Source organism: Microbacterium sp. NPDC089186 (assembly GCF_040685115.1).
GTDB lineage: Bacteria > Actinomycetota > Actinomycetes > Actinomycetales > Microbacteriaceae > Microbacterium > Microbacterium galbum.
On the sequence record NZ_JBFBHJ010000002.1, the window covers coordinates 198,064 to 222,078 of the forward strand.

The 24,015-nt window shown below is 70.3% G+C and carries 26 protein-coding genes and 1 tRNA gene; 11 read left to right on the top strand and 16 right to left on the bottom strand.

Annotated features, from left to right (window positions below):
* Positions 1 to 46 precede the first annotated feature (46 nt).
* The gene (locus tag AB0N82_RS07155; RefSeq protein ID WP_076676776.1) at positions 47 to 739 is read left to right on the top strand and encodes a response regulator transcription factor; all 693 of its coding nucleotides are present in this window, start codon (positions 47 to 49) and stop codon (positions 737 to 739) included.
* Between the two features lie 136 nt (positions 740 to 875).
* Positions 876 to 2,555, top strand: coding sequence for a HAMP domain-containing sensor histidine kinase (locus AB0N82_RS07160; RefSeq protein ID WP_363391176.1), 1,680 nt, complete (start codon positions 876 to 878; stop codon positions 2,553 to 2,555).
* 303 nt (positions 2,556 to 2,858) lie between these two features.
* Here the strand turns inward: AB0N82_RS07160 and groL are convergent, their stop codons facing one another.
* The 5 genes from groL to AB0N82_RS07185 all read right to left on the bottom strand — a co-directional run bounded on the left by groL (position 2,859) and on the right by AB0N82_RS07185 (position 6,873).
* Positions 2,859 to 4,478, bottom strand: coding sequence for a chaperonin GroEL (groL, locus tag AB0N82_RS07165; RefSeq protein WP_363389829.1), 1,620 nt, complete (start codon positions 4,476 to 4,478; stop codon positions 2,859 to 2,861).
* A 172-nt stretch (positions 4,479 to 4,650) separates the two neighbouring features.
* Positions 4,651 to 4,851: a cold-shock protein gene (locus AB0N82_RS07170; protein WP_076676782.1), complete on the bottom strand. Its 201-nt coding sequence runs from the start codon at positions 4,849 to 4,851 to the stop codon at positions 4,651 to 4,653.
* 130 nt (positions 4,852 to 4,981) lie between these two features.
* A complete protein-coding gene (locus AB0N82_RS07175) occupies positions 4,982 to 5,584 on the bottom strand; it encodes a LytR C-terminal domain-containing protein (protein WP_315994776.1) in 603 nt (200 codons plus the stop codon).
* Positions 5,585 to 5,619: 35 nt separating this feature from the next.
* A complete protein-coding gene (locus AB0N82_RS07180) occupies positions 5,620 to 5,874 on the bottom strand; it encodes a DUF3263 domain-containing protein (protein WP_363389834.1) in 255 nt (84 codons plus the stop codon).
* 9 nt (positions 5,875 to 5,883) lie between these two features.
* The gene (locus AB0N82_RS07185; RefSeq protein ID WP_363389837.1) at positions 5,884 to 6,873 is read right to left on the bottom strand and encodes a DUF2332 domain-containing protein; all 990 of its coding nucleotides are present in this window, start codon (positions 6,871 to 6,873) and stop codon (positions 5,884 to 5,886) included.
* Positions 6,874 to 6,945: 72 nt separating this feature from the next.
* On the opposite strand from AB0N82_RS07185, the gene msrB reads away from it, so the two are divergent.
* Positions 6,946 to 7,365: a peptide-methionine (R)-S-oxide reductase MsrB gene (gene msrB, locus AB0N82_RS07190; RefSeq protein WP_315994779.1), complete on the top strand. Its 420-nt coding sequence runs from the start codon at positions 6,946 to 6,948 to the stop codon at positions 7,363 to 7,365.
* Positions 7,362 to 7,931, top strand: a complete 570-nt coding sequence (locus AB0N82_RS07195) for a nitroreductase family protein (RefSeq protein WP_363389841.1) — start codon at positions 7,362 to 7,364, stop codon at positions 7,929 to 7,931. The genes msrB and AB0N82_RS07195 overlap by 4 nt, the downstream gene beginning before the upstream one ends.
* Positions 7,932 to 8,074: 143 nt before the next feature.
* On the opposite strand, the gene AB0N82_RS07200 is transcribed toward AB0N82_RS07195, so the two are convergent.
* The 3 genes from AB0N82_RS07200 to AB0N82_RS07210 are packed head-to-tail and all read right to left on the bottom strand — an operon-like array spanning position 8,075 to position 10,460.
* Positions 8,075 to 9,049 carry a DMT family transporter gene (locus tag AB0N82_RS07200; RefSeq protein WP_363389844.1) on the bottom strand — a complete coding sequence of 325 codons (975 nt, stop codon included), beginning with the start codon at positions 9,047 to 9,049 and terminating at the stop codon, positions 8,075 to 8,077.
* A gap of 47 nt (positions 9,050 to 9,096) precedes the next feature.
* Positions 9,097 to 9,468, bottom strand: coding sequence for a GntR family transcriptional regulator (locus AB0N82_RS07205; RefSeq protein ID WP_363389847.1), 372 nt, complete (start codon positions 9,466 to 9,468; stop codon positions 9,097 to 9,099).
* A complete protein-coding gene (locus AB0N82_RS07210; RefSeq protein ID WP_363389850.1) occupies positions 9,465 to 10,460 on the bottom strand; it encodes a hypothetical protein in 996 nt (331 codons plus the stop codon). The genes AB0N82_RS07205 and AB0N82_RS07210 overlap by 4 nt, the downstream gene beginning before the upstream one ends.
* Positions 10,461 to 10,695: 235 nt before the next feature.
* Between AB0N82_RS07210 and AB0N82_RS07215 the strand changes: the two genes are divergently transcribed.
* The 3 genes from AB0N82_RS07215 to AB0N82_RS07225 all read left to right on the top strand — a co-directional run bounded on the left by AB0N82_RS07215 (position 10,696) and on the right by AB0N82_RS07225 (position 13,427).
* Entirely contained in the window at positions 10,696 to 12,585 is a 1,890-nt protein-coding gene (locus AB0N82_RS07215; RefSeq protein ID WP_363389853.1) for an amylosucrase, read from the top strand.
* Positions 12,586 to 12,599: 14 nt separating this feature from the next.
* Positions 12,600 to 12,881, top strand: a complete 282-nt coding sequence (locus AB0N82_RS07220) for a hypothetical protein (protein ID WP_315994783.1) — start codon at positions 12,600 to 12,602, stop codon at positions 12,879 to 12,881.
* A 72-nt stretch (positions 12,882 to 12,953) separates the two neighbouring features.
* The gene (locus AB0N82_RS07225) at positions 12,954 to 13,427 is read left to right on the top strand and encodes a nucleoside deaminase (RefSeq protein ID WP_315994784.1); all 474 of its coding nucleotides are present in this window, start codon (positions 12,954 to 12,956) and stop codon (positions 13,425 to 13,427) included.
* Between the two features lie 43 nt (positions 13,428 to 13,470).
* On the opposite strand, the gene AB0N82_RS07230 is transcribed toward AB0N82_RS07225, so the two are convergent.
* From AB0N82_RS07230 to AB0N82_RS07240, 3 genes are all read right to left on the bottom strand, one after another.
* Positions 13,471 to 13,543, bottom strand: a tRNA-Thr gene (locus AB0N82_RS07230).
* A gap of 48 nt (positions 13,544 to 13,591) precedes the next feature.
* Positions 13,592 to 13,966, bottom strand: coding sequence for a hypothetical protein (locus AB0N82_RS07235; protein ID WP_315994785.1), 375 nt, complete (start codon positions 13,964 to 13,966; stop codon positions 13,592 to 13,594).
* A gap of 54 nt (positions 13,967 to 14,020) precedes the next feature.
* Positions 14,021 to 14,974, bottom strand: coding sequence for a thioredoxin domain-containing protein (locus AB0N82_RS07240; protein ID WP_315994786.1), 954 nt, complete (start codon positions 14,972 to 14,974; stop codon positions 14,021 to 14,023).
* A 213-nt stretch (positions 14,975 to 15,187) separates the two neighbouring features.
* Between AB0N82_RS07240 and ugpC the strand changes: the two genes are divergently transcribed.
* Together ugpC and AB0N82_RS07250 are read left to right on the top strand one after the other, a co-directional pair.
* Positions 15,188 to 16,291: a sn-glycerol-3-phosphate ABC transporter ATP-binding protein UgpC gene (gene ugpC / locus AB0N82_RS07245; RefSeq protein ID WP_363389859.1), complete on the top strand. Its 1,104-nt coding sequence runs from the start codon at positions 15,188 to 15,190 to the stop codon at positions 16,289 to 16,291.
* 81 nt (positions 16,292 to 16,372) lie between these two features.
* Positions 16,373 to 17,695 (top strand): DUF4032 domain-containing protein, encoded by a 1,323-nt coding sequence (locus tag AB0N82_RS07250; RefSeq protein WP_315994787.1) that lies wholly within the window; start codon positions 16,373 to 16,375, stop codon positions 17,693 to 17,695.
* Positions 17,696 to 17,881: 186 nt separating this feature from the next.
* On the opposite strand, the gene AB0N82_RS07255 is transcribed toward AB0N82_RS07250, so the two are convergent.
* From AB0N82_RS07255 to cysS, 3 genes are read right to left on the bottom strand one after another with little or no spacing between them, the layout of a single operon-like run.
* On the bottom strand, positions 17,882 to 18,523 hold the full coding sequence (locus AB0N82_RS07255; protein WP_363389863.1) for an NAD(P)H-binding protein: 642 nt from the start codon (positions 18,521 to 18,523) through the stop codon (positions 17,882 to 17,884).
* Between the two features lie 19 nt (positions 18,524 to 18,542).
* The gene (gene rlmB, locus AB0N82_RS07260) at positions 18,543 to 19,541 is read right to left on the bottom strand and encodes a 23S rRNA (guanosine(2251)-2'-O)-methyltransferase RlmB (protein WP_315994789.1); all 999 of its coding nucleotides are present in this window, start codon (positions 19,539 to 19,541) and stop codon (positions 18,543 to 18,545) included.
* Positions 19,534 to 20,928, bottom strand: coding sequence for a cysteine--tRNA ligase (cysS, locus tag AB0N82_RS07265; RefSeq protein ID WP_363389867.1), 1,395 nt, complete (start codon positions 20,926 to 20,928; stop codon positions 19,534 to 19,536). The genes rlmB and cysS overlap by 8 nt, the downstream gene beginning before the upstream one ends.
* Before the next feature lie 68 nt (positions 20,929 to 20,996).
* Between cysS and AB0N82_RS07270 the strand changes: the two genes are divergently transcribed.
* Positions 20,997 to 21,458 (top strand): GNAT family N-acetyltransferase, encoded by a 462-nt coding sequence (locus AB0N82_RS07270; protein ID WP_363389870.1) that lies wholly within the window; start codon positions 20,997 to 20,999, stop codon positions 21,456 to 21,458.
* Between the two features lie 9 nt (positions 21,459 to 21,467).
* Here the strand turns inward: AB0N82_RS07270 and ispD are convergent, their stop codons facing one another.
* Both ispD and AB0N82_RS07280 read right to left on the bottom strand, forming a co-directional pair.
* Positions 21,468 to 22,667: a 2-C-methyl-D-erythritol 4-phosphate cytidylyltransferase gene (gene ispD / locus AB0N82_RS07275; protein WP_363389873.1), complete on the bottom strand. Its 1,200-nt coding sequence runs from the start codon at positions 22,665 to 22,667 to the stop codon at positions 21,468 to 21,470.
* A gap of 89 nt (positions 22,668 to 22,756) precedes the next feature.
* Positions 22,757 to 23,239, bottom strand: coding sequence for a CarD family transcriptional regulator (locus AB0N82_RS07280; protein ID WP_013585821.1), 483 nt, complete (start codon positions 23,237 to 23,239; stop codon positions 22,757 to 22,759).
* A 172-nt stretch (positions 23,240 to 23,411) separates the two neighbouring features.
* Between AB0N82_RS07280 and AB0N82_RS07285 the strand changes: the two genes are divergently transcribed.
* Positions 23,412 to 23,975 carry a DNA modification methylase gene (locus AB0N82_RS07285; RefSeq protein ID WP_315994793.1) on the top strand — a complete coding sequence of 188 codons (564 nt, stop codon included), beginning with the start codon at positions 23,412 to 23,414 and terminating at the stop codon, positions 23,973 to 23,975.
* Positions 23,976 to 24,015: the final 40 nt, after the last annotated feature.

Below are 24,015 nucleotides of genomic sequence, written 5' to 3' on the forward strand. Positions count from 1 at the left end.
GTTCCATATCCAGGACATTGCGGGGTCGGATCACGATAATGAGGGGATGACAGCTCCTCGCATCCTCGTCGTGGACGACGAACCGAACATCCGCGACCTGCTCATCACGAGCCTGCGCTTCGCCGGTTTCCAGGTGCGAGCCGTGGCCAACGGCGCGCAGACGATCTCGGCCGTGCTCGAAGAAGAACCCGACCTCATCGTGCTCGACGTGATGCTGCCCGACATGAACGGCTTCAGCGTCACCAAGCGGCTGCGGGGTGCGGGCTACACCGCCCCCATCCTCTTCCTCACCGCGAAGGACGAGACCGAGGACAAGATCGAGGGGCTGAATGCCGGGGGCGACGACTACGTCACCAAGCCCTTCAGCCTCGATGAGATCGTCGCCCGCATCCAGGCGATCCTGCGTCGCACGATGCAGGCCGATGAGGAGTCGATCATCCGCACCGGCGAGCTGACGATGGACCAGGACACCCACGACGTCAGCGTCGGCGACGTCTCGATCGACCTCAGCCCCACGGAGTTCAAGCTCCTGCGTTACCTCATGCTCAACCCCAATCGCGTGCTGTCGAAGGCCCAGATCCTCGACCACGTCTGGGAGTACGACTTCAACGGCGACGCCGGCATCGTCGAGAGCTACATCTCGTACCTGCGTCGCAAGATCGACCCGCACTCCTCCGAGCCGCTCATCCAGACCAAGCGCGGCTTCGGCTACATGCTGAAGTCGGGCAAGAGCGCCTGAGCGGAAGGCGTCCGCCCTGTCGCCCTCCGACGATGCCCTGACGCGCTGGTGGCGAGGTCTGAGCCTTCGGACCAAGGTCACCGGTGTGACCGTCGCGCTGCTCGCGATCGGTCTGTTCACCGCGGGTATCGGCACCATGGTGTTCCTGCGCACCACGCTGGTGAACAATCTCGACGAGCAGTTGGCCCAGCAGGCGGCGGGCAGCATCGCCAACAGCATCTTCACCACGACACCGGTCGACGGCGGCATCGAGTTCACGCAGGTCGAGAACGCCCCGCAGATCGGGTCGATGGTCGTGGTCTACGGTCCTGACGGCCGACGCGAGGCCTTCTACAACGGCACGTCGTCGAAGGCGCTGCCGCAGCTGCCCGACACCTTCACCGTCGAGCAGACGTACGGCCAGATCGACCGACGCATCGAGCTGGAGGACCCGGACTCCGGAGCGCACTTCCTCGCGCGCGTCGGCGTCCTGCAGGTGCCGGGCAACCCCGGCGTCTACACGCAGATGGTCGTGCAGCCCCTGGCGCCCACCGACCGCATCGTCGCCGCGTACGTCGGCATCTACGCGTTCGTCGCGCTGCTCATCCTCATCGCCACGGCCCTGCTCACGAGGTGGCTGGTGACGCTCGCCTTCCGCAACCTGCGCCAGGTCGAGACGACCGCGATGGACATCGCCGCGGGCGATTTCAGCCAGCGCCTCACCGACATCGTGCCCGACACCGAGGTGGGGCGGCTCAAGACCGCCATCAACGCCATGCTCGCGCGCATCGACGGCGCGCTCGGGCAACGGGATGCCACCGTGCGGCAGATGCGCCGGTTCATCGGTGACGCGAGCCACGAGCTGCGCACCCCGCTCGTGACGATGCGCGGCTATGCCGAGCTCTACCGCATGGGGGCGATCCGCTCCGACGAGGACGTGGCGCAGTCGATGGAGCGCATCGAGAAGGAAGCGATCCGCATGGGGGCGCTCGTCGAGGATCTCCTCGCGCTCGCCCGCCTCGACGAGCGCCGTGATGTCTCGATCACCGAGCTCGACCTGCGTCCCATCGCACGTGACGCCGCCCTCGACCTGCGGGTGACCTCGCCCCAGCGCGAGGTCACGGTCGACGACACCACTTCTCGCGGTCCGCTCGTGCTGCCCACGATCACCCTCGATCCACTGCTCGATTCGGGCGGACACCCCTCCGAGTCCGCGACGCGACGCCGCACGGCTCCCACCACGTCGGCCATGGCGATCGCCGGAGCCACGCTGTCGCGCCTGCGCCGCCGCCAGAAGGACGGCACCGATCCCGCCACGACGACCGGGGAGGCACCGACGACCGAGCCGGCCGCCCCGCCGGCCGGAGCGATGCGTCCCACACCGCGGCTGGCGCCGATCGTGTTGGGCGACGAGAACAAGGTGCGTCAGGTGGTGGCGAACCTCCTGGGCAACGCGCGTCGATTCACCGCCGACGACTCCCCCATCGGGCTGCGCGTGGGAGTGGATGCCGAGAACGACATGGGCTGGATCGAGATCATCGACCACGGCGAGGGCGTTCCCGAGCAGATCCGCGACCAGATCTTCCAGCGCTTCTGGCGCGCCGACACCTCGCGCACGCGCGAGACCGGCGGATCCGGCCTCGGTCTGTCGATCGTGGCATCCATCGTCGATCTGCTGCACGGCACGGTCGAGGTCGTCGACACCCCCGGCGGGGGCGCGACGTTCCGGGTGTCTCTTCCGCTGGCCGATCGTCGCGACGCCGCGGAGCATGCGCTGATCGAGACGCAGCCGCTCGAGCGCCTCCCCGACGATCACCGGCCCGACACCCCGGCCTGAGACGCCGCGCTCCGTTTCCCGGCGGGGATCGTCCGGCCGGGACCGCGTGAGCTAGTCCCTTCGGCAGATCACGCCGCCTGGTCGTCTCGCGACGTGGGCGAAACGATCCGCAGCACGCCGGAAGGACACGCGGCAGGCTCGAGCGCTCGCGCGAGCGAGAGGGCTCGGCGGCGTCGTTCGTCGACGCGCCGCCTCGGGCGACCGGGGCACCGTCATCGGCGTGTGAGACCGCGCCACCCGGCCCGCCGGAACGGAGAACGCCCCCTCCCGGAGGAGGGGGCGTTCTCGGGCGTCAGGCGTGGATCAGAAGTCCATGCCACCCGTCGGGTCGCCCGCGGGAGCGGCGACCTTCTCGGGCTTGTCGGCGACGACGGCCTCGGTCGTGAGGAACAGACCGGCGATCGACGCGGCGTTCTGCAGAGCAGAGCGGGTCACCTTGGCGGGGTCGATGATGCCCTGTGCGAACAGGTCACCGTACTCGCCGGTCGCGGCGTTGAGGCCGTGGCCCACGGGGAGCTCCGACACCTTGTTCGCGACGACACCGGGCTCGAGACCGGCGTTCAGCGCGATCTGCTTGAGCGGAGCCTCGATGGCGACCTTGACGATGTTCGCACCGGTCGCCTCGTCGCCCGAGAGCTGGAGGTTCGCGAGAGCGTTCTTGCCGGCCTGGATGAGCGCGACGCCACCACCGGCGACGACACCCTCTTCCACGGCGGCCTTGGCGTTGCGCACGGCGTCTTCGATGCGGTGCTTGCGCTCCTTGAGCTCGACCTCGGTCGCGGCTCCGGCCTTGATGACGGCGACGCCACCGGCGAGCTTCGCGAGGCGCTCCTGGAGCTTCTCGCGGTCGTAGTCGCTGTCGGTGTTCTCGATCTCGCGGCGGATCTGGGTCACGCGACCCTCGATCAGCTCCGACTCACCGGCACCCTCGACGATCGTGGTCTCGTCCTTGGTGATGATGACCTTGCGAGCACGGCCGAGCAGGTCGACGGTCGCGTTCTCGAGCTTGAGGCCCACCTCTTCGGTGATGACCTGGCCGCCGGTGAGGATCGCGATGTCCTGCAGCTGAGCCTTGCGGCGGTCGCCGAAGCCGGGAGCCTTGACGGCGACCGACTTGAAGATGCCGCGGATCTTGTTCAGCACCAGGGTCGCGAGCGCTTCGCCCTCGACGTCCTCGGCGATGATGAGGAGCTCCTTGCCCTCCTGGATCACCTTGTCGACGATCGGCAGAAGGTCCTTGATGTTGGAGATCTTCTGGTTGGCGATCAGGATGTACGGGTCTTCGAAGACCGCTTCCTGACGCTCGGGGTCGGTGACGAAGTAGGGGTTGATGTAACCCTTGTCGAAGCGCATGCCCTCGGTGAGCTCGAGCTCGGTGCCGAAGGTGTTGCTCTCCTCGACGGTGACGACGCCTTCCTTGCCCACCTTGTCGATGGCCTCGGCGATGAGCTCGCCGATCGCGGGGTCGGCGGCGGAGATCGACGCGGTGGCGGCGATCTGCTCCTTGGACTCGACCTCCTTGGCGGAGGAGAGCAGCTCGTCGGTGACGGCCTTGACGGCCTTCTCGATGCCCTTCTTGAGCGAGATGGGGTCGGCGCCGGCCGCGACGTTGCGCAGGCCCTCGCGCACGAGCGCCTGGGCGAGAACGGTGGCGGTGGTGGTGCCGTCACCCGCGACGTCGTCGGTCTTCTTGGCGACCTCCTTGACCAGCTCGGCGCCGATCTTCTCGTACGGGTCGTCGAGCTCGATCTCCTTGGCGATCGAGACACCGTCGTTCGTGATCGTGGGGGCGCCCCACTTCTTCTCGAGCACGACGTTGCGACCGCGGGGGCCCAGGGTCACCTTGACGGCGTCGGCCAGCGTGTTGAGGCCGCGCTCGAGACCGCGACGGGCCTCTTCGTCGAAAGCGATGATCTTTGCCATAAGTGTGTCGTCCCTCCCGGACGGGTGACTTCCAGATTTTGGCACTCGACGAAAGCGAGTGCTAACTCATTCTGGCACTCGCCCCTGGGGAGTGCAAGCCGCGAGGCCGTCCGTGAGACGACGAACGCCGTGGCATCCCGGTGAGGGATGCCACGGCGTTCGAGCCAGCGGATCAGGCCAGTCGCACGGACTCCGCCTGCGGGCCCTTCTGACCGGTGCCGACGGTGAATTCGACCGCCTGACCTTCCTCGAGGACGCGGAAGCCCGACATCTCGATGCTCGAGTAGTGGACGAACACGTCCTGCCCATCGGACACGGTGATGAACCCGTAGCCCTTCTCGGCGTTGAACCATTTGACGGTGCCCTGCGTCATGCGAATCTCCTGTTGCTGGATGACTCGGTCATCGTAAGCACGCCGGATGCCGCCGAACCGGCCCCTCCGGGGATTGTTGACGCGCGTGCCCCCAACTTGTTACGCCGCGGAAACACGCGGCGCGAGAGGGTCACTGCGCGGTGGCGGAGGGGGTCGCGCCGGCGGCGCGGTCGAGGCCGATCACCACGACGAGTCGCTTGACGGCGCTCTCGTCGTCGGGGGTGTTCGGGTCGTCGGTCGGCTGCAGGAAGTCGCTCTGCGCGACCTCGGCGCCGCCGATGGTCTGCGCGAGGCCCCGCGCCGCCGCCTCGTCGCCGTCGCGCAGGTAGTAGATCGTGGTCTGAGCGAAATCGGTGGAGTCGGAGTCCCCCGTCTCGACGGTGTCACCGGCCCACCCCGCCGCCACGATCTGATCGCGCACCGTCGCGGCGAGGCCGTCCTGGCCCGTGCCGTTCAGCACCACCACGGAGTACGAGGTGTCGACGACGACGGCCTCGGTCGGTTCTGCCGACACGGTCGGAACGGGTGCGTCATCGGCGCCGAGGCTGATGCGGCCCGAGGCCACGAGGGACCCGAAGATGCCCACGATGATGAGCACGAGCGTGGCGATGGCCGCCCACAGGAACACGATCCATCCGCGCGTGCGCGGTCGCTCGGCCCGGTGCGCCCCGACCCGGCCGGTGGAATCGGGCAGGTCGTCGAAGCGATCCCGAGGGAAGGTCGATCTGGCCATTGGACGATGCTATCGGTCGACGCCTGAGCACCCCGTCAGCGGGCCGCCGTCCGACCCAGCCGGGCGCGCTGCTGCGCCACTGCGTCGTCGCGTCGCCGCCGCAGACGGCGAACGAGCATCGGGTCGTGCGCGAGGGCGTCGGGGGTGTCGATCAACCGCCCCAGCAGCTGGTAGTAGCGCGCCGGCGTGAGGTCGAACTCCGCCCGGATCGCCTCCTCCTTCGCACCCGCGTGGCGCCGCCATTCACCCTCGAAGGCGAGGAAGGCGAGGTCGCGGTCCGAAAGAGGCACGGCGCCACGCTACTGCGCCGACGACGCCCCTCCCGGATGCCACGCCACCCACGCGCCGAGTGGATCCACCTCGGCCAGCACCTCCCCGTCCAGCGCCAGGGCGAAGCCGCCCCGTTTCACGCCCGGTGCTCCCGTCCATCCGTCGTGGAGGCCGGGGGCGTCGAGCGTCACCCAGCGTCCCGCGGTGCGGGCGGCGTCGATGACCGCCCCGCGCCGAGCGCGCGGCACGTGCGCGAGCACGCCCGGCGTCGTGACCACGAGCGTGGCGTCGGCGGGGGCCTGCGCGGCGAGCGCGGGCAGGGCGTCCGCGCCGTCGCCGGAAATCAGGAGCGGCGGATCGACGGCGGCGATGTCGAGAGCGGCGACGATGCGCTCACGTCGCCCCTCCTCCCCCGGCCACACGAGCCCCTCGAGCCACGCCCGGTCATCCGCGTCGCGGGCGTCGAGCGGGTTGAGGTCGATCCCGGCGCGCCAGACGATCTCGGGCATTCGAAGGACGGGGTCGCCGGTCAGGTCGCTGTGCAACTCGACCGTCGAGGGGCCGTCGACCGGGTCGAGGGCGATGAGCTCGTCGCCTCGGCGGTAGCGGTACGAGTACCGGTCGGGGTACAGGCACAGCCCGGCGCTCGCGCCGACCTCGAGCAGCGCGATCGGACCGTCGATGCGGGCGAGCGCCGGCAGCAGAGCGGCGCACCGGAGCGGCTCGTTGGTCTGCACGCTGCGCACCCGGCACTGCGCGGCGATCTCGTCGGCGTGTGCGACGACCCACGGGGCCCACGCGTCGACGTCGTCCATCGGCGCCCCGCGCACGCGCATCACCGCGAAGACGAGCGGGGGTTGACGGCGGGTCTCGGGAATCGGCGCGAGCGCGGCAGCGACCGTCGGATCCTTCGCCACGCGATGCGCCCAGGCCTCGTAGACCGCGGATCGGCCGGGCGCCTCGTCGCGGGCGAACCGTCCGTAGCGTTCGACGACGGCATCCACGGCATCCTGATCCACTCACGAATCATCGCAGCACGACCCGGTCGGCGCCGGGCACGAGACAATGGGAGCAGACGAAGGAGAGAACACATGACCTACGCCGTCGACAAGTCCGACGACCAGTGGCGCGCCGAGCTCAGCCCCGAGCAGTACGCGGTGCTGCGCCAGGCGGGAACCGAGCGCGCCTGGACCGGTGAGCTGCTCGACGAGAGCCGCGCCGGCCTCTACACCTGCGCCGCGTGCGGCAACGAGCTGTTCCAGAGCGGCACCAAGTTCGACTCGCACTGCGGATGGCCCAGCTTCTACGAGTCGGTTCGACCCGAAGCGGTCGAGCTGATCGACGACAACAGCCACGGGATGCAGCGCACCGAGGTGCGGTGCGCCAACTGCGGCTCGCACCTGGGACACGTCTTCCCCGACGGCTTCGGCACCCCCACCGGCGACCGGTACTGCATGAATTCGCTGTCGCTGAACTTCACCCCGGCCGACTCCCCCGCCGACGGAGCATGAGCGCCCTCGAAGCCATGCGCGACCGTCGGTCGTGGTCGAAGGTCACCGACCTCGCCCCGACCGGCCCCGAGCTCGAGGCCTTCGTCGCCGCGGCCGGTCGCGTCGCGGATCACAAGAGCTTGAAACCGTGGCGCCTGATCGAGATCCGCGGTGCGGATCGCGATCTCCTCGCGCGTGCGCTGAACAAGGCCGACGGCAAGAAGGGGTATTCCTCCAAGCCCCGGCGCGCTCCGCTCATCATCGCGGTCGTGGCCGATCTCGGCTCGAAGAAGATCCCCTCGTGGGAGCAGGAGGCCGTGGCATCCGGTGTCGCCCACATGCTGAGTCTCGTGCTCGACGAGGCGGGGTTCGGGGTGTTCTGGCGCACCGACGACAACACCCGCCACAAGGTGCTGGCGAAGGCTCACGGCCTGGCGAAGCACGAGGTGCTGCTGGGCTGGCTCTACGTCGGCGGCAAGCCGAAGATGTCGCGGCCGGTCCGGCGCAAGACGCTGGATGCCGCGAAGCACCTCTCGCGCATGCCGGGGGGCAAGAAGAAACGCACGGTCGACGAAGCGCGCCTCTGACGCGCGCGATGCCACGGCCTCGACGCCGCCGACTCCGGTCGGCGGCGTCGTCGTGTCTCCGGCGGGGCATGAACGCGCCGCGGGCGCGCGGCGTGAGCCGCGCGAACGGCCGACGTGTCGGGCCGCGTCCGGGGGGAACGCTCCTAGCGGCTCCGGCGCCTCCACGGCACGGCGGCCACGGCGACCCCGGAGATCGCCACGGCGGCGGCGAGAAGCGCCACCGGGGTGGCGGGTGCGGCGGGGGCGGGCCAGAGGGCGTCGAGCAGCACCGAGGTGGTGAGCAGGCCGACCACCGACCCGAGACCCAGCAGCAGCACGCCCGTTCGACGCACGACCACCGCCGACAGGAAGATGTAGATCACGCCGACCGCCCCGCCGACGTAGAGCCACGGTTCCGTCGGCACGGCGCGGGGAGCGCCCACGACACCGACGTGAACGAACGCGGCCACGAGCAGCACCACGGTGCCGCCGATGAAGTTCACCAGCGTCGCCGTCAGCGGACTCTCCACGCGCACGCGCAGTCGCCCGTTGGTCCCCTGCTGCCAGGCGACGCCCGCTCCGGCGATCGCCGGAACGATGAGCATCCACAGCGGCACACCGTTGACGGCATCCCCCGACAGGCACACCACGACCCCGGCGATCGCCAGGAGCGCGCCGATGACGCGTCGCACCGTGACGGGCACGACGCCCGCCGGTCCGAAGCCGACGCGGTCCAGCACGAGCCCCCCGCTGGTCTGCCCGGCGACGAAGCCGACCGTGAAGAGGGCGACTCCGATGGTCGCCACGGTCAGCCCCTGACTCGCGACGGTGAACGCTCCCGCAAGACCGCCCAGCAGCATCCACGCGGGGATCGTTCGCGATCGGATGCCGGACACGAGGCGCTCGAATCCGCGGCGACCCTGCGGAACCAGGGCCGACAGCGCGATGAGGATGATCAATCCCGACCCGAACGAGATCGCGGCCGCGACGAACCCGTCACCGATCTCCGCCCCGAGCGTGCCGTTGATGCGGGCCTGGAGGGCCGTGAGGGCGCCGATGAGCACCGCTCCGGCGACGGCGAGGCCGACCGATCCGCGCTCCGCCACCGCTCTCCCCTCGTTCCCCCGCTCGGGGGCCACGGTCGATCGTAGGGGACGGCCGGTCGCGTCCGACGCGCGCCGATAGGTCACGCGGAACGGACGTCGTCCGACATGGTGCGCAAGACGTCGATCAGCGTCTCGAGATCGACCCCCTCCGCCGCCGCCGCATCGGCGATCGACCGGAGGCGTCGCGCGAGATCGGCCGAGAGCGCGGCCACCCCGGGGGCGACACGGGTTCCCGACCCCACCCTGCTCACGGTGAGACCGTCCGCCTCGAGGGCGCGATACGCCTTCTGCACCGTTCCCGGCGCCACACCGAAGTCGACGGCGGCTTGACGCACCGTCGGCAGCTTCTCCCCGGCGCCGAGCCGCCCCGAGACGATCAGCCCGCGGAAGAAGCGGTGGAGGTCATCGGTCGAGGCGGGCTCGACGACGTCGTCCGGAGTCGGAGTCCTCACGCCGCGCTCCCCGCGGTCCGCGCGAGGCGCCGGCCGGGCGCGACGAGCTCGCCCGCGCGGATGACGAGGAGCGCGAGCACCACGGCCCCGCTGATCTCGAGCACGGGCGCGAGCATCCCGCCGAGAACGATGAGATCCTCGTGCGGGACGGAGACGTTCACGGTCTCCCCGCTGTGGGCGAACGTCATCGACGTGAGGACGGCCGCCCGCGCCATGCGCAGCAGACCCGCCAGCGCCAGGAGCGTCGCCGCGAGAGCGACGGCGACCAGCCCGCGGGCCGTCATCGCGCGTCGAGAGCGCTCCTCGTCCCACCCGAGGCCCCCACGGAAGGGACGGACGCTGTTCCGATGCAGCGCGAAGACGGTCGCCGCGATCACGAGCATGAGGGCCGAGATCGTGGGGATGCCGTAGGCCCACCCGGGAAAGGGCAGAACGACGGGTGCGTACGCGGTATTGGGGGCGTCCAAGGCGACGTGAGCACTGACCCCCGAATCGAGCGACATCGCCGTGGTCCCGAACACCACGACGATCGCCCCGGTGAGGGCGGCGAGCGTGACGAGAGCGACGAGTTCGCGCCGCGGCCCGAAGGTCGTCCAGGTGCGCCGCGTCACCGAGAGGGCATCGACCGCGCGCCGCGCCCCTCCGGCGCGCAGCGAGGCGCCCAGGACGACGAGGCCGCCGGTTGCGACGAGAGGAGCGACGGCGAACCGCCACCACGACACGGTCGCCGACATGTCGAAGACGTACCCGCGCAGGACGACGTCGGCGAGCCACGCCGCGCCCACCATGAGGGCGAGCGCGCCGAGCGCGACGCGTTCGCGATCGGCGCCGGCGGCGGACGCCCCGCCCGGTCGCCGCCGGACGCGAGCGACGATGAGGGCGAGGACGACGGCTCCGGCGGCGCACACCACCGGGGACGACGCCAGCCCCCACCCGATCTCGGCCGGCGACACCTGCCACAGCCTGCTCGCGATGCTTGCGATCTCGCCCATCATCGTGCGCCCACCTTTCGTATCTTTCCGCTGGCACAATTTGTACCACACAGACGGAACAAAAGGGTCGACTCGCGCCCCCGTCCGGATCGCTCGCGCCCCTCCCCTCGCCGCGGGTACGCCGCCCCCACCGCCCGTGTTTTGAAGAGGATGTACCGCGCACCCCGGCATCCGTGCCGAGATCGAGACCACGTCGTTGTCGCCCCATCCCCTCCGATGCGTCAGGATTTCCCCCGTGACACAGCTCCAAGGCACCTCCCACGACGTCCCCGCGATCCTCGCCGACCTCGCCGCCGACCAGGTCGATCGCGAGTTCCTGGCGAACGCCGAGGTGCATCTCCCCCGGCTCCACGACCTGTTCGCCCAGCTCTACGGCGACCGCGCCGACGGCTTCGAGCGTCTGGCCTCCGTGGTCGACCTCGCCCGACGTTCCTGGGCGGCGCGTCCCGCCGACCTCAAAGCACTCGACCGCGCGCGAGAGAGCGAGCCGGAGTGGTTCGAGAGCGAGCGCATGGTCGGAGGGGTCTGCTACGTCGACCGGTACGCCGGCGGACTCAGCGGCATCCGGGACTCCATCCCGTATTTCCGCGAGCTCGGCCTGACCTACCTGCACCTCATGCCGCTGTTCGAGAGCCCCGAGGGCAACAGCGACGGCGGCTACGCGGTCTCGAGCTATCGCCGCGTCAACCCGAAGCTCGGCACGATGGCCGACCTCGCCGAACTCGCCGCCGAACTGCGCCGGGCCGGCATCTCGCTCGTCGTCGACTTCATCTTCAACCACACCAGCAACGAGCACCGCTGGGCGCAGAAGGCCGTCGCGGGCGAGCGCGGGTACGAGGACTTCTACCTCATCTTCCCCGACCGCGAGATGCCCGACGCGTACGAGCGGACTACTCGCGAGATCTTCCCCGACGACCACCCGGGCTCGTTCGTGCAGCTCGACGACGGCCGGTGGATCTGGGCGACCTTCTACCACTTCCAGTGGGACCTGAACTACGCCAATCCCGCCGTCTTCGAGGCCATGGCCGGCGAGATGCTGTACCTGGCGAACCAGGGCGTGGAGATCCTGCGGATGGATGCCGTGGCCTTCATCTGGAAGCGCCTCGGCACCACGTGCGAGTCGCTGCCCGAGGCGCACCTGCTGCTGCAGGCGTTCAACGCCGTGCTGCGGATGGCCGCTCCCGGGCTGCTGTTCAAGTCGGAGGCGATCGTGCACCCCGACGAGGTCGTGTCGTACATCTCCCCCGACGAATGCCAGATCTCCTACAACCCCCTGCAGATGGCGCTGACCTGGGAGGCGCTGGCCACCCGAGACGGACGCCTCCTCCAGCAGGCCCTCGAGCGGCGCCACGCCCTTCCCGCGGGCACGGCCTGGGTCAACTACGTACGCAGCCACGACGACATCGGGTGGACCTTCGCCGATGAGGATGCCGCCGAGCTTGGGATCGACGGCTCCCCGCATCGCCGCTTCCTCAACGACTTCTACGTCGGCCGAGCCGAGGGCACCTTCGCCCGCGGCGTGCCGTTCCAGGAGAACCCCCGCACGGGCGATGCCCGCGTCACCGGCACCACGGCATCCCTCGCCGGGATCGAGGCGGGCGACGCCGGTGGCGAGGACCGCGTCATCCTGGCGCACGCGCTGGCCCTGTCCACCGGCGGCATCCCGCTGCTCTACCTCGGCGACGAGGTGGCCCAGCTCAACGACTACGGCTATTCCGACCGCCCGGAGGAGGCGGGCGACAGTCGATGGGTGCACCGCCCCTTCCGTCCCGCGCAGAACTACGCGGACCGGAGGGATGCCGACACCCCGGCCGGACGCGTGTTCGCCCGTCTCACGCGTCTGCTCGACGTCCGCCGCGCGACCCCGGAGTTCTCCGGCAACGAGCTGATCGCCTTCGACGCCCACGTCCCCTCTGTCGTCGCCTTCCTCCGCCCGGGCGACAACGGATTCGCCGTCCTCGTCCTCGCCAACGTCGCCGACTCGGCCGTCGAGATCGACGCGCTGACCCTGTCGGGCATGGCGCCCGAGGCGCTAGACCTCGTCTCGTCCGCGCCGATCTGGTTGGGAGCCGGTGTGACCCTCGCTGCGCACGGGACGCGGTGGCTGCGCGTGCGGCCGCGCTGACGAACGACGCGTCCATGAGCTCCGAAGCCGCCCCGCCTGGCAACCACGTCCGCCATGTCGTGGCGTTGCTCGCGGGGGTGGCGGCGATGGCGAGCGTCGTGTGGGCGCCGGTCGGTCTCGTGGGAGACCTCATCATGCTCGTCGTCGGCGTCGCGGCCCTCCTCTTCGCCGGGGAGGCGGGTACCCGCCCCGGCCCCCTGCGCGCCCTCGCCATCGCCGGTGCACTGCTCGCGGGGCTGGTCACGGTCGCCGCGGGGGGCGTCTTCCTCGTGGCGCTCGCGAACGCCCTGTCGTGAGCCGTCACTAGCACGGTTCTCCCCCGCCGCCCAGCCCCGGACCGCGGACGACCGGACGCCTAGCGTCGAGCCATGAACCACCAGGAGCTGTCCGCCCTCACCGTCTCGCGCGCGCACGAGAACGTCGATGCCGGAGGCAAGCCCTTCGCGTGTCTCATCGTCAAGGACGGCGAGATCGTCGTCGAGGCGGTCAATCACGTCGCCCAGGACGGCGACCCGACCGCGCACGCCGAGATCCGCGCCATCCGCGCGGCCGCCGAGAAGGGCATCCGCGACCTGGCCGGTCACGACATGTACGTCACGGCCTATCCGTGCCCGATGTGCCTGGGCGCCGTGTACTACGCCCAGCCGGACCGTCTCTTCTTCGCCGTCACGCGGGAGCAGGAGGGCGAGCACTACGAGGACGGCAACCGGCTCATGACGCTGGCGTCGTTCTACGACGAGTACACGATGGCACCCGAGGACCGTGCGCTGCCCGCCGAGCAGATCGAGGTGGATGACGCGACGGCGCCGTTCCGGGAGTGGACCACGCGTCACGGATCCTGAGCCCCGTGGCGTCGGCGGGCGGACCAGATCGTCACGGGCGACGTGCCGGCTACAGGACTTGAACCTGCAACCCCCGTATTACAAGTACGGTGCGCTACCAATTGCGCCAAGCCGGCGTGAGGCGCTCAGCGCCTCGGCGATCGAGTCTACGACGCGCGACGACCTCAGTCGTGCCGCCCGCTCTGGCGATCCCACTCCAGCGATTTGAACTGCAGGAAGGAGCAGAGATTGCCGGCGATGACCAATTCGGCGGCGAGGCTCGCCATGTCGTGGGGGCTGAGCGTGAGGTCATCGGGGCGCGCGGTGAGCGTCGCCTCCCACAGGGGGTCGTCGTAGCCGCGCGGCTGCATGTAGATCGACGCCTTGGTGTTGCGGAGGTTCATGACCACCAGCCCGGTGTCCTGACCGTCGGCATCTTCCTGGTCGACGACCTTGATGGTGCCGGCCACGGCGTGACCCTGAGTGAGGAACTCTTCGACCCACACCGTCAACTGACCACGGGACCGCCGCGGCGGGGAGTCCTCGATCTCGTCGTCCATGTCACCAGAATCTCATACGTCGGGTATGTCGCACGTGCTGCGTCGAGCGGCCGATCAACCCGCGGGAGTCGCCGAGGGGGTGGGCGTCGGAGTGGCCGTGGAGTAGTACGCGTTGCTGTCGACGGTGAGCACGAACTGCGCGAACTCCTTCGCGTCATCCATGTTCCCGACGTACTCCGTGCCGTTCACGAGCACCGTCGGAGTCGCGGTGAGCGCGTGACCGTCGGTACCCGGCAGGCCCTTGATGGCGCGGTCGGTCGCCGCCTTCGCCCACGAGGTGTACGTCTCGTCCTCGATGCAGTCGCGCACGGTCGCCACGTCGCTGACGCCGGCGCCCTGGGCCATGTCGGCGAGCTGCTGGTCGCTGTAGCCGTCGGAGTCCACCGCGGGCTGGTTGGTCAACAGCTCGTGGTTGTAGGCGAAGAAACGGTCCGAGGCGTGGGTCGCGACGCACGCCGCCGCACCCGCGGCCCGCAGGCTGTACTTCGTGCCGTTGGATTTCGAGGTCAGCATGGCGACCGGGTAGTAGGTGAGGGTCGCCGCGCCGTCGTCGACCCACTTCGACAGCTGGGTCGCATTGGCCGCCTGGAACTCGTGCGCCTCGGTCGACATGTAGTCGACGTACACGCGGATGTCGACCGGAGCGGCCGTTCCGGTCGGTTCCGGAGTCGCGGCGGGCGAGGGGGCGGCATCCGTCGACATCGTCGCGGCGCTGCCGTCGACGGTCTGATCGGCGAGGGGGTCGGCGACGCCCGTCGCGGAGGTCACCACGAAACCGTCGTCGGTCGCCGTGTCGGGCAGGGCCTGCGAGCGCGCCTCGCGCGAGTTCAGCGCGGCGGAGACCCCGACCGCACCCACGGCGATGACCGCGACGGCCCCGACGCCCAGCAGCGATCGACGCGCGATGCGCCAGCGCGTCTGCTTCGCCTTGACCTGCTGCGCCTTCTCACGCACCGCCTCGCGACGGTCGCGTTCGGCGGGAACGTTCGGGGACTGGTCGTGGGACATGAAACCTTCCGGGCATAAACGTCTGCCGCATGAAATCGGGGGGAACGCGCGGGTGGAGCGAACGATCAACGATGCTAACGAGGCTGGCTGAGAAATGACCAGACACGTGCGATACTGACCCTGCGTCCACTGTCGGGCGCACGGGGTCGCCCCCGTTCATTCCATTCACTACGGATCGTCCGGCACGTACCTGCCGGTGAAGGAGAAGAAAACATGGCGTCCGTCACCTTCGACAACGCAACCCGTCTGTACCCGGGCGGAACCCGCCCCGCCGTCGACAAGTTGAACCTCGACGTCGCAGACGGCGAATTCCTCGTCCTCGTCGGCCCCTCGGGCTGCGGTAAGTCCACCTCCCTGCGCATGCTCGCGGGGCTCGAGGAGGTCAACTCGGGTCGCATCCTCATCGGCGACCGCGACGTCACCGACGTGCCCCCGAAGGACCGCGACATCGCGATGGTCTTCCAGAACTACGCGCTGTACCCCCACATGACCGTCGCCGAGAACATGGGCTTCGCGCTCAAGATCGCCGGCGTCGGCAAGGAGGAGCGCGCTGCGCGCGTCCTCGAGGCCGCCAAGCTCCTCGACCTCGAGCAGTACCTCACCCGCAAGCCCAAGGCCCTCTCGGGTGGTCAGCGTCAGCGTGTCGCCATGGGCCGCGCGATCGTGCGCCAGCCCCAGGTCTTCCTGATGGACGAGCCGCTGTCGAACCTCGACGCCAAGCTCCGCGTCCAGACGCGCACCCAGATCGCCTCGCTCCAGCGTCGCCTCGGCGTCACCACGGTCTACGTCACCCACGACCAGACCGAGGCCCTCACCATGGGCGACCGCATCGCGGTCCTCAAGGACGGCCTGCTCCAGCAGGTCGGCACGCCGCGCGACCTGTACGAGACCCCGAAGAACGTCTTCGTGGCCGGCTTCATCGGCTCGCCCGCGATGAACCTCTTCACCGCCGACCTGGCCGAGGGTGGCGTGAGCTTCGGCGACCTCGTCGTCCCCGTCGAGGCCGACACCATCGGCAAGGCCCACGGCTCCGAGGTCACCATCGGTGTGCGCCCCGAGGACATCCAGGTCGCCCCCGCCGACGGCCGCGGCCTCTCGGTCGTCGTCGACCTCGTCGAGGAGCTCGGCGCCGACGGCTACCTCTACGGCCACACCGACATCAACGGCAAGCGCACCGACCTGGTCGCGCGCGTCGACGGTCGTCGTCACCCCAACGCGGGCGAGACGGTCGTGCTGGCCCCGGTTCCCGGACACGTCCACGTGTTCGACCTCGAGTCGGGCGAGCGCCTGACCGACCGGGCCATCGCCTCCGCCTGACCCTCGCACCGACGCGGCGCGTCCTCGATTCCCGACCTCGTCGGGTCGGGGGCGCGCCGCACCGTTTTCCCGGAGGTACCCGTGTCCGAATCGCTCAGCATCACGGCCAGCACCGTCGACCCGGGCCTTCTTCAGCTGCCGTGGTCGACCAGCCTCGCCGATTGGCCGAGCAGCCACATCGTCGCGCTGCCGAAGGGCATCTCGCGTCACCTGGTGCGCTTCGCGAACCTCTCCGGTCGCGTCGTGGCCATCAAGGAGACGACCGAGGAGATGGCCCGTCGCGAGTACGACATGCTCGGCAACCTCGACCGCCTCGACGCGCCGTGCGTCGATCGCGTCGCGGTGATCGCGGGCCGCACCGACGCCTCGGGGCGCCCCCTGCCCGCGGCCCTGGTCACCGCGCACCTCAAGTTCTCGCTCCCCTATCGCGCGCTCTTCACGCAGGTCCTGCGCCCTCACACCGCGACGCGCCTCGTCGACGCCCTGGCCGTCCTCCTCGTGCGGCTGCACAACGTGGGCTTCTACTGGGGCGACGTGTCGCTGTCGAACACCCTGTTCCGGCGCGACGCGGGCGAGTTCGCCGCCTACCTCGTCGACGCCGAGACCGGCGAACTCCACGGCAACCGCCTGAGCCCGGGTCAGCGGGCGCATGACCTCGACATCGCCCGCACCAACATCGCCGGCGAGATCATGGACCTCGAAGCCGGCGGACGCCTGGAGGGCGGGGTGGACGCCATCGCCATCGCCGACGGTCTGGTCGCCTCGTATCACTCGCTGTGGGGTGCCCTCACCGACAAGGAGACCTTCGCCGTCGACGAGTCGTGGCGCATCACCGAGCGCGTGCACCGCCTGAACGCCCTGGGCTTCGACATCGGCGAGATGTCGATCCGCACCGCCAGCGACGGCACGCAGGTGTCGATCCAGCCGAAGGTCGTGGATGCCGGGCACCACCAACGCCGTCTCCTGCGGCTCACGGGTCTCGATGTCGAGGAGAACCAGGCCCGTCGCCTGCTCAACGACCTCGACGAGTTCCGCGCGCGCGTCTCGCGCCTCGGCGCCGACGAGGAGATGGTCGCCCACGAGTGGCTGACGCGCGTCTTCGAGCCGATCGTCATGGCGATCCCCTGGGACCTTCGCGCCAAGCTCGAGCCCGCCGAGGTGTTCCATCAGGTGCTGGAGCACCGCTGGTACATGTCGCAGGCGCGGGGCCGCTCCGTTCCCCTCGCCGAGGTCGTCAGCTCCTACATCGACGACGTCCTGCGCCACCGCCGCGACGAGGCGACCGTCATGGGCCCGCCCACCGACACCATGTCGCTTCCGACGGTGTCCGACGCCGACGCTCCGGCCACGGGCGAGGTCCCGACCACCGACACCGACCTCGTCGACTGGCGCGACCTGGTCTGAGACGCGGCGGTGTCGTAGACGTCCCCCGCCGCCGAGGGCACGCGATCGCGTCGAGGTCACAGGGGTCGGCGTGTCACCTCCTCACGGTCACGTGATCCCGCGGGTGAGTCGACACGCTGGCGGAACGACCGAGGCCGTGGCATCCGGAATCAGGATTCGGATGCCACGGCCTCGGTGTTCAGCGGGTCAGTACCCGACGGTGAAACGCTCCCGCGAGTGCGCGGCATTCTCGATCTCGTCGAGCACGGCCACCGCGAAGTCGGCCCCGCCGATGAAGGAGTCGCCCTCGTCGTCGACGACGAGCACGTCGCCGCCGTCGCGGTAGGAGCCGGTGCGCTCCCCCGGCGCCCACGAGCCGAAGCCGCCGGCCGGGTGCACGTAGAACCAGTCGCGCCCGGTGTCGTCGGCCTGCAGGTCCTCGAGGATGCCGATGGCCTCACGGGCCTCGGGCTTGTACTCCTCGGCGAAGCCCTCGGTGTCGATCAGGCGCGGGCCGCCCTCGGCGACCAACGATCCACCGGCACCGCCGACCACGCCCACGCGGACGTTCTCGGGCAGAGCCGTGACGAGTTCGGCGATGGCGGGGCGGAGCTTGCCCTCCATGTCGCCGCGGGGGGCGGCGGCCGACACGACCACGTCGACGCCCTCGAGCTGAGCGACGAGTCCGGGGACGTCGAGAACGGTGCCCTCGAGGTAGGTGGCCCCCTCGACGCGCTCGGCGGGGACCGAGCGGGCGATGGAGACGACGGTGTGACCGCGGCGGACGGCCTCGGTCACGATGTGGCTGCCGGCGTAGCCGGTGCCTCCGATGACGGCGATGCGGGGCATGAGCGTTCCTCTCGACGGGTCAGACGGTGCCGCGCAGCGTCGACACCTGGTACAGGGCGACGGATGCGGCGATACCGGCGTTCAGCGATTCGGTGGCGGCGGAGATGGGGATGGAGACGACCTGGTCGCACGTCTCGGTGACCAGGCGCGACAGGCCCTTGCCCTCCGAGCCGACGACGATCACGACGGGACGGTCGGCGAGTTCGAGGGCGGGCAGCGACACGTCGCCGTCGCCGTCGAGGCCGAGGACGAAGACGCCCTGCTTCTTGAACTCCTTCAGCGTCGCCGTGAGGTTCGCGGCGAGGGCGACCGGGATGCGGGCGGCGGCTCCCGCGCTCGTCTTCCACGCGGCGGAGTTGACGCTCGCCGATCGACGCTGCGGGATGATCAGTCCCTGACCGCCGAACGCGCCCGTCGAGCGGATGATCGCGCCGAGGTTGCGGGGGTCGGTCACTCCGTCGAGGGCCACGAGCAGCGGCACCTCGCCGCGGTCGATGATCTTCTCGAGCAGATCCTGCGGGTGCGCGTACGCGTACGGCGGCACCTTCAGGGCGACACCCTGGTGCACGCCGTCGAAGCCGGCCATGCGGTCGAGCTCGGGTCGGGTGACCTCGAGCACGGGGATGCCGCGGTTGGTGGCCATCGACAGCATCTCCTTGACGCGGTCGTCCATCTCGACGCGCTGGGCGATGTACATCGCCGTCGCGGGGATCTTCGCCCGCAGCGCCTCGAGCACCGAGTTGCGGCCGGTGACCGTCTCGGTGTCGTCGGCGGCCTTGGGGCTCTTGCGGTTCGGGTTCCCGCCCACCGCGCGCACGCCGGGGCGCCCCTTTCCGCCCGCTGCGGCGTAACGCTCTTCGGCGGCCTTGCGCTTGCCGGCGGGGTGCCAGGCGCGGTCCTCGGCCTTCGGGGTCGGGCCGCGTCCCTCGAGCGCCTTGCGGGAGTGCCCGCCGGTGCCCTTGAGAGGGCCCTTCTTCTTGCCGGGGTTGCGTGCTCCCGGGCGTCCTGGCTTAGGCATCGATACTCCAATTGGTTCCGGCCGGAGTGTCCTCCAGCGTGATTCCGGCGGCGGCGACGGCATCGCGGATGCGGTCGGCGGCTGCCCAGTCCTTGTCGGCGCGAGCGCGGGCGCGCTGCGCGATCATCTCGTTCACGAGAGCGTCGAGGGTCGTGTCGACCGCCCCCGTCGCCCCGGTCGGCTCCTCGGCATCCAGCCCCAGGATGCCGAGCATCGCCACCACCGCGCGATGAGCGGCGACGGCGGTCTCGAGGTCTCCCCCGTCGATGGCCGCATTGCCGGCGCGCACGGTCTCGTGCAGGGTCGCGATCGCCTGCGGTACCCCGAGGTCGTCGTCCATCGCCGCCGCGAAGTCCGTCGGCACCTCGCCGGGCACGACGACCAGCGGGTCGGCTGCGGCGGCACGCAGAACGCGCTGGCGGAAGGTCGAGATCCGCTCCAGCGCGCTCGCCGCTTCAGAGAACGCCTTGTCCGACACGTCGAGGCTCGAGCGGTAGTGCGCCGCCGCGAGGGCGTACCGCACGACCCGGGGGTCGTGCGTGGCGAGCACGTCGGCGGCCAGGGTGAAGTTGCCGAGCGACTTCGACATCTTCTGCCCGTCGACGGTGACCAGGCCGTTGTGCACCCAGTACCGCGCGAAGGCGTCGCCCGCGGCGCTCGACTGGGCGATCTCGTTCTCGTGGTGCGGGAAGCGCAGGTCGAGGCCCCCGCCGTGGATGTCGAACTCGGGCCCGAGATAGCGGCGCGACATGGCCGAGCACTCGATGTGCCACCCGGGCCGTCCCGCACCCCACGGCGACGACCAGGTCGCCGAGGCGGGCTCGCCGCGCTTCGCGCCCTTCCACAGCGCGAAATCGTGCGGGTCGCGCTTACCCCGGGGATCCGCGTCGGCGGCGGGTTCCATGGCATCCAGGCTCTGCCGCGTCAGCTCGCCGTACGCGGGCCACGAGCGCACATCGAAGTAGACGTCTCCTGAGGCGGCGTAGGCGTGCCCGCGCTCGATGAGCTCGGCGATGAGCTCCTGCATCTGCGTCACCGAGGCGGTCGCCCGCGGCTCGTACGTCGGGGGCAGGATGCCGACGGCGGCATAGGCCCGCGTGAACTCGAGCTCCATGCGGTACGCGAGCGCCCACCACGGCTCCTCGTCCGTGGCATTGGCGAGCACCTTGTCATCGATGTCGGTGACGTTGCGAACGAAGGTGACGCGCCCGAAACGGTGCTCGAGCCAGCGGCGGAGAAGGTCGAACGCGAGGGCGGCGCGGACATGGCCGATGTGCGGACCGGACTGCACGGTCGGACCGCAGACGTAGAGGGTGACGTTCGAGGGGTCGAGAGGGACGAACTCGCGCAGAGCCTGCGCTTTCGTGTCATACAGCCGAACGGTCACCCTCCCAGCCTACCGGCCGCCCCTCCGCGCGACCCGTGCGTGAAACACGACCCGGCTAGGGTGCCGGAGTGCCTCTGCTCATCCGCCCCGACGACCTCTCCTCCGATGCCACGCGTGCCCTGGCGGCCGCGCACCTCGCGGGGATGCACGAGAACACCCCCGCCGAGAGCGTGCACGCCCTCGACCTCGACGGCCTCACCGCCGACGGCATCACGGTGTGGTCGGCGTGGGTCGACGACGAGCTCGCCGGGATCGGCGCGTGCAAAGACCTCGGCGACGACCGGGCGGAGCTCAAGTCGATGCGCGTGGTCGACGCCTTCCTCGGGCAGGGCATCGGTCGTGCGATCCTGCGACACATCGTCGAGGACGCCGACGAGCGCGGTATCCGCAGCCTCTGGCTCGAGACGGGCAGTACCGACGACTTCCTCCCGGCGCGCCGGCTGTATGCCAGCGAAGGGTTCGAGGAGTGCCCGGCGTTCCCGCCCTACGTCCCCGACCCGCTGTCGACGTTCATGACGCGACGGCTCTGACGCGCGCGCTCAGGCGGGGACCACGAGCGCCGTCGCGAAGGCGGCCACACCTTCGCTGCGCCCGGTGAAGCCGAGACCGTCGGTGGTCGTCGCGCTGACGGAGACCGGGGCGCCCACCGCGGCGGAGAGGATCCGCTCCGCCTCGACGCGTCGCGCCGCGAACCGCGGCCGGTTCGCCTGCACCTGCACCGAGACGTTGCCCACCCGCCACCCTGCGGCGGAGAGCAGCCCGACGGTGTGCGAGAGGAAGGCATCGGCGTGGGCGCCGGCGAACTCGGGCCGGTCCGTCCCGAAGTGCGTTCCGATGTCGCCGAGCCCCGCGGCGGCGAGCAGGGCATCGACGATCGCGTGCGCGACCGCGTCCCCGTCGGAGTGCCCCGACAGGGCCACCTCGCCGGGCCACTCGAGTCCCGCGAGCCACAACGCGCCCTCCCCGCCGAACGCGTGGACGTCGGTGCCGATGCCCACCTGGGGTCCCCGCGGAACCGGCGTCGCCGCGGCGACGGGCGACAGTCGTTCAGAAAGGAGCGCCCGTGCGCGGTCGAGATCGGGGGCCGTCGTGATCTTGAACGCCACCGCGTCCCCCTCCACCGTCGCGACCGAGTGACCGGCGGATGCCACGGCGGCGGCGTCATCGGTGTGATCCGCGTCCGCGTCCCGCAGCGCAGCCTCGAGCACGTCACGACGGAAGCCCTGCGGCGTCTGCGCCGCGGCCAGCTCGGAACGATCGACCGCCGCGACCACGCGGCCGTCGGCGTCGACGCGCTTGATGGTGTCGACCACCGGCACGGTCGGGATGACGGCGACGGCTCCCGCGTCGATCGCGGCCACGACCCGGTCGAACACCGCGGGCGGCGTGAGCGCGCGGGCCGCGTCATGGACGAGGACGGTCTCCACATCGGCCCACAGCGCGGCCAGCCCGGCGGAAACGGACTCCTGGCGCGTCTCGCCGCCCGTCACGATCGTGACGAGGTCGGCGCGTCCCCCGGCGGCGTCGCGCGCATCGGTGAGGGCTTCGCCCTCGAACCCCTGAGGGACGACGACGACCACCTGCGCCGGCTCGGCCGCGAACACGCCGACGAGACAGTGGTGCAGGATGCTGCGCTCGTCGAGGCCGACGAAGGCCTTGGGCGCTCCGCCTTTCAGGCGGGTGCCGGAACCGGCGGCGACGACGATGACCGCGAGACGCGGAACCGGAGTGAGAGTCACCCGTTCACGCTAGCGCGGCCGTGCGCGCGCAGCGGCCGCGACGACGATCGGCGCGCGCCCGGGCAGGACGCGCGCCGATGTCGATGTCGTCAGGACGCGAGGACCTCGTCGAGCACGACGCTCGCACGGTCTTCGTCGGTCTTCTCGGCCAGAGCGAGCTCGGACACGAGGATCTGGCGCGCCTTGGCGAGCATGCGCTTCTCGCCGGCGGACAGGCCGCGGTCCTGGTCGCGGCGCCACAGGTCGCGCACGACCTCGCTGACCTTGATCACGTCGCCCGACGCGAGCTTCTCGAGGTTCGCCTTGTAGCGACGCGACCAGTTGGTCGGCTCCTCGGTGAAGGGCGCGCGCAGCACGTCAAAGACGCGGTCGAGACCTTCCTTGCCGATCACGTCACGGACGCCGACGAGGTCGACGTTGTCGGCAGGGACCTCGATGACGAGGTCTCCCTGGGTGACGTTGAGCTTCAGGTACTTCTTCGTCTCGCCCTTGATAACGCGTTCTTTGACCTCGATGATCGTGGCCGCGCCATGGTGCGGGTAAACGACGGTCTCGCCAACCTCAAAAAGCATGGAGTTATGTCCTTTCGGCAACATCCAGGATACCACAGGCCCGCATGCGCTAAGGTTCCGCCCACCGTCGCACCCCTCAGCCCTCTGCGCGCGCGAGGCCGAAGCGGAACCGGGGCGCCGCCGTGGACCGCGTAGGATGATTCCGATGTCGTCTGCCGTTCTTGGAGGATCCGTGAAAACGCGCCTGATCGCGTCCATCGCCGTGGGTGCCGCTGTCGTGCTGGGCACGACGGGGTGCAACCTCATCGCACCGCAGGCGACCACCATCGACTATTCCGCCTCCGACGGCGTGAACGTCCCGGCCGCCGCCGGTCCGCTGCACGTGCGCAACGCGCTCATCGTCGCCGACGAAGAGGGCACGACCGGCAACCTCGTCGCGGCCATCGTCAACGACACCACCGACTCGCTCACGCTGCGCGTCGAGGTCGGCGAAGGATCCTCGGCCGTGAAGTCGACCGTGATCGTGCCGGCCAACCGCACCGTCAGCCTGGGCGACCTCACGAGCGACACCGAGCCGCTCCGTCTCGACGGCATCGACGCGATGCCCGGCACCACGGTCCCCGTCTACTTCCAGTCCGGCGACGGCGAAGGCTCGCTCATGCAGGTGCCCGTGCTCGACGGCGCCCTCGAGTACCTCTCGCCCCTCGCCCCGACGCCGACGCCGTCCTTCTCGGTCACGCCGATCCCGGTCATGCCGACCGTGACGCCGTCGCCCTCCGCGACCCCCGCGTCCTGACGCGAACGACGAAGGCGCCGACGGTTCTCCGTCGGCGCCT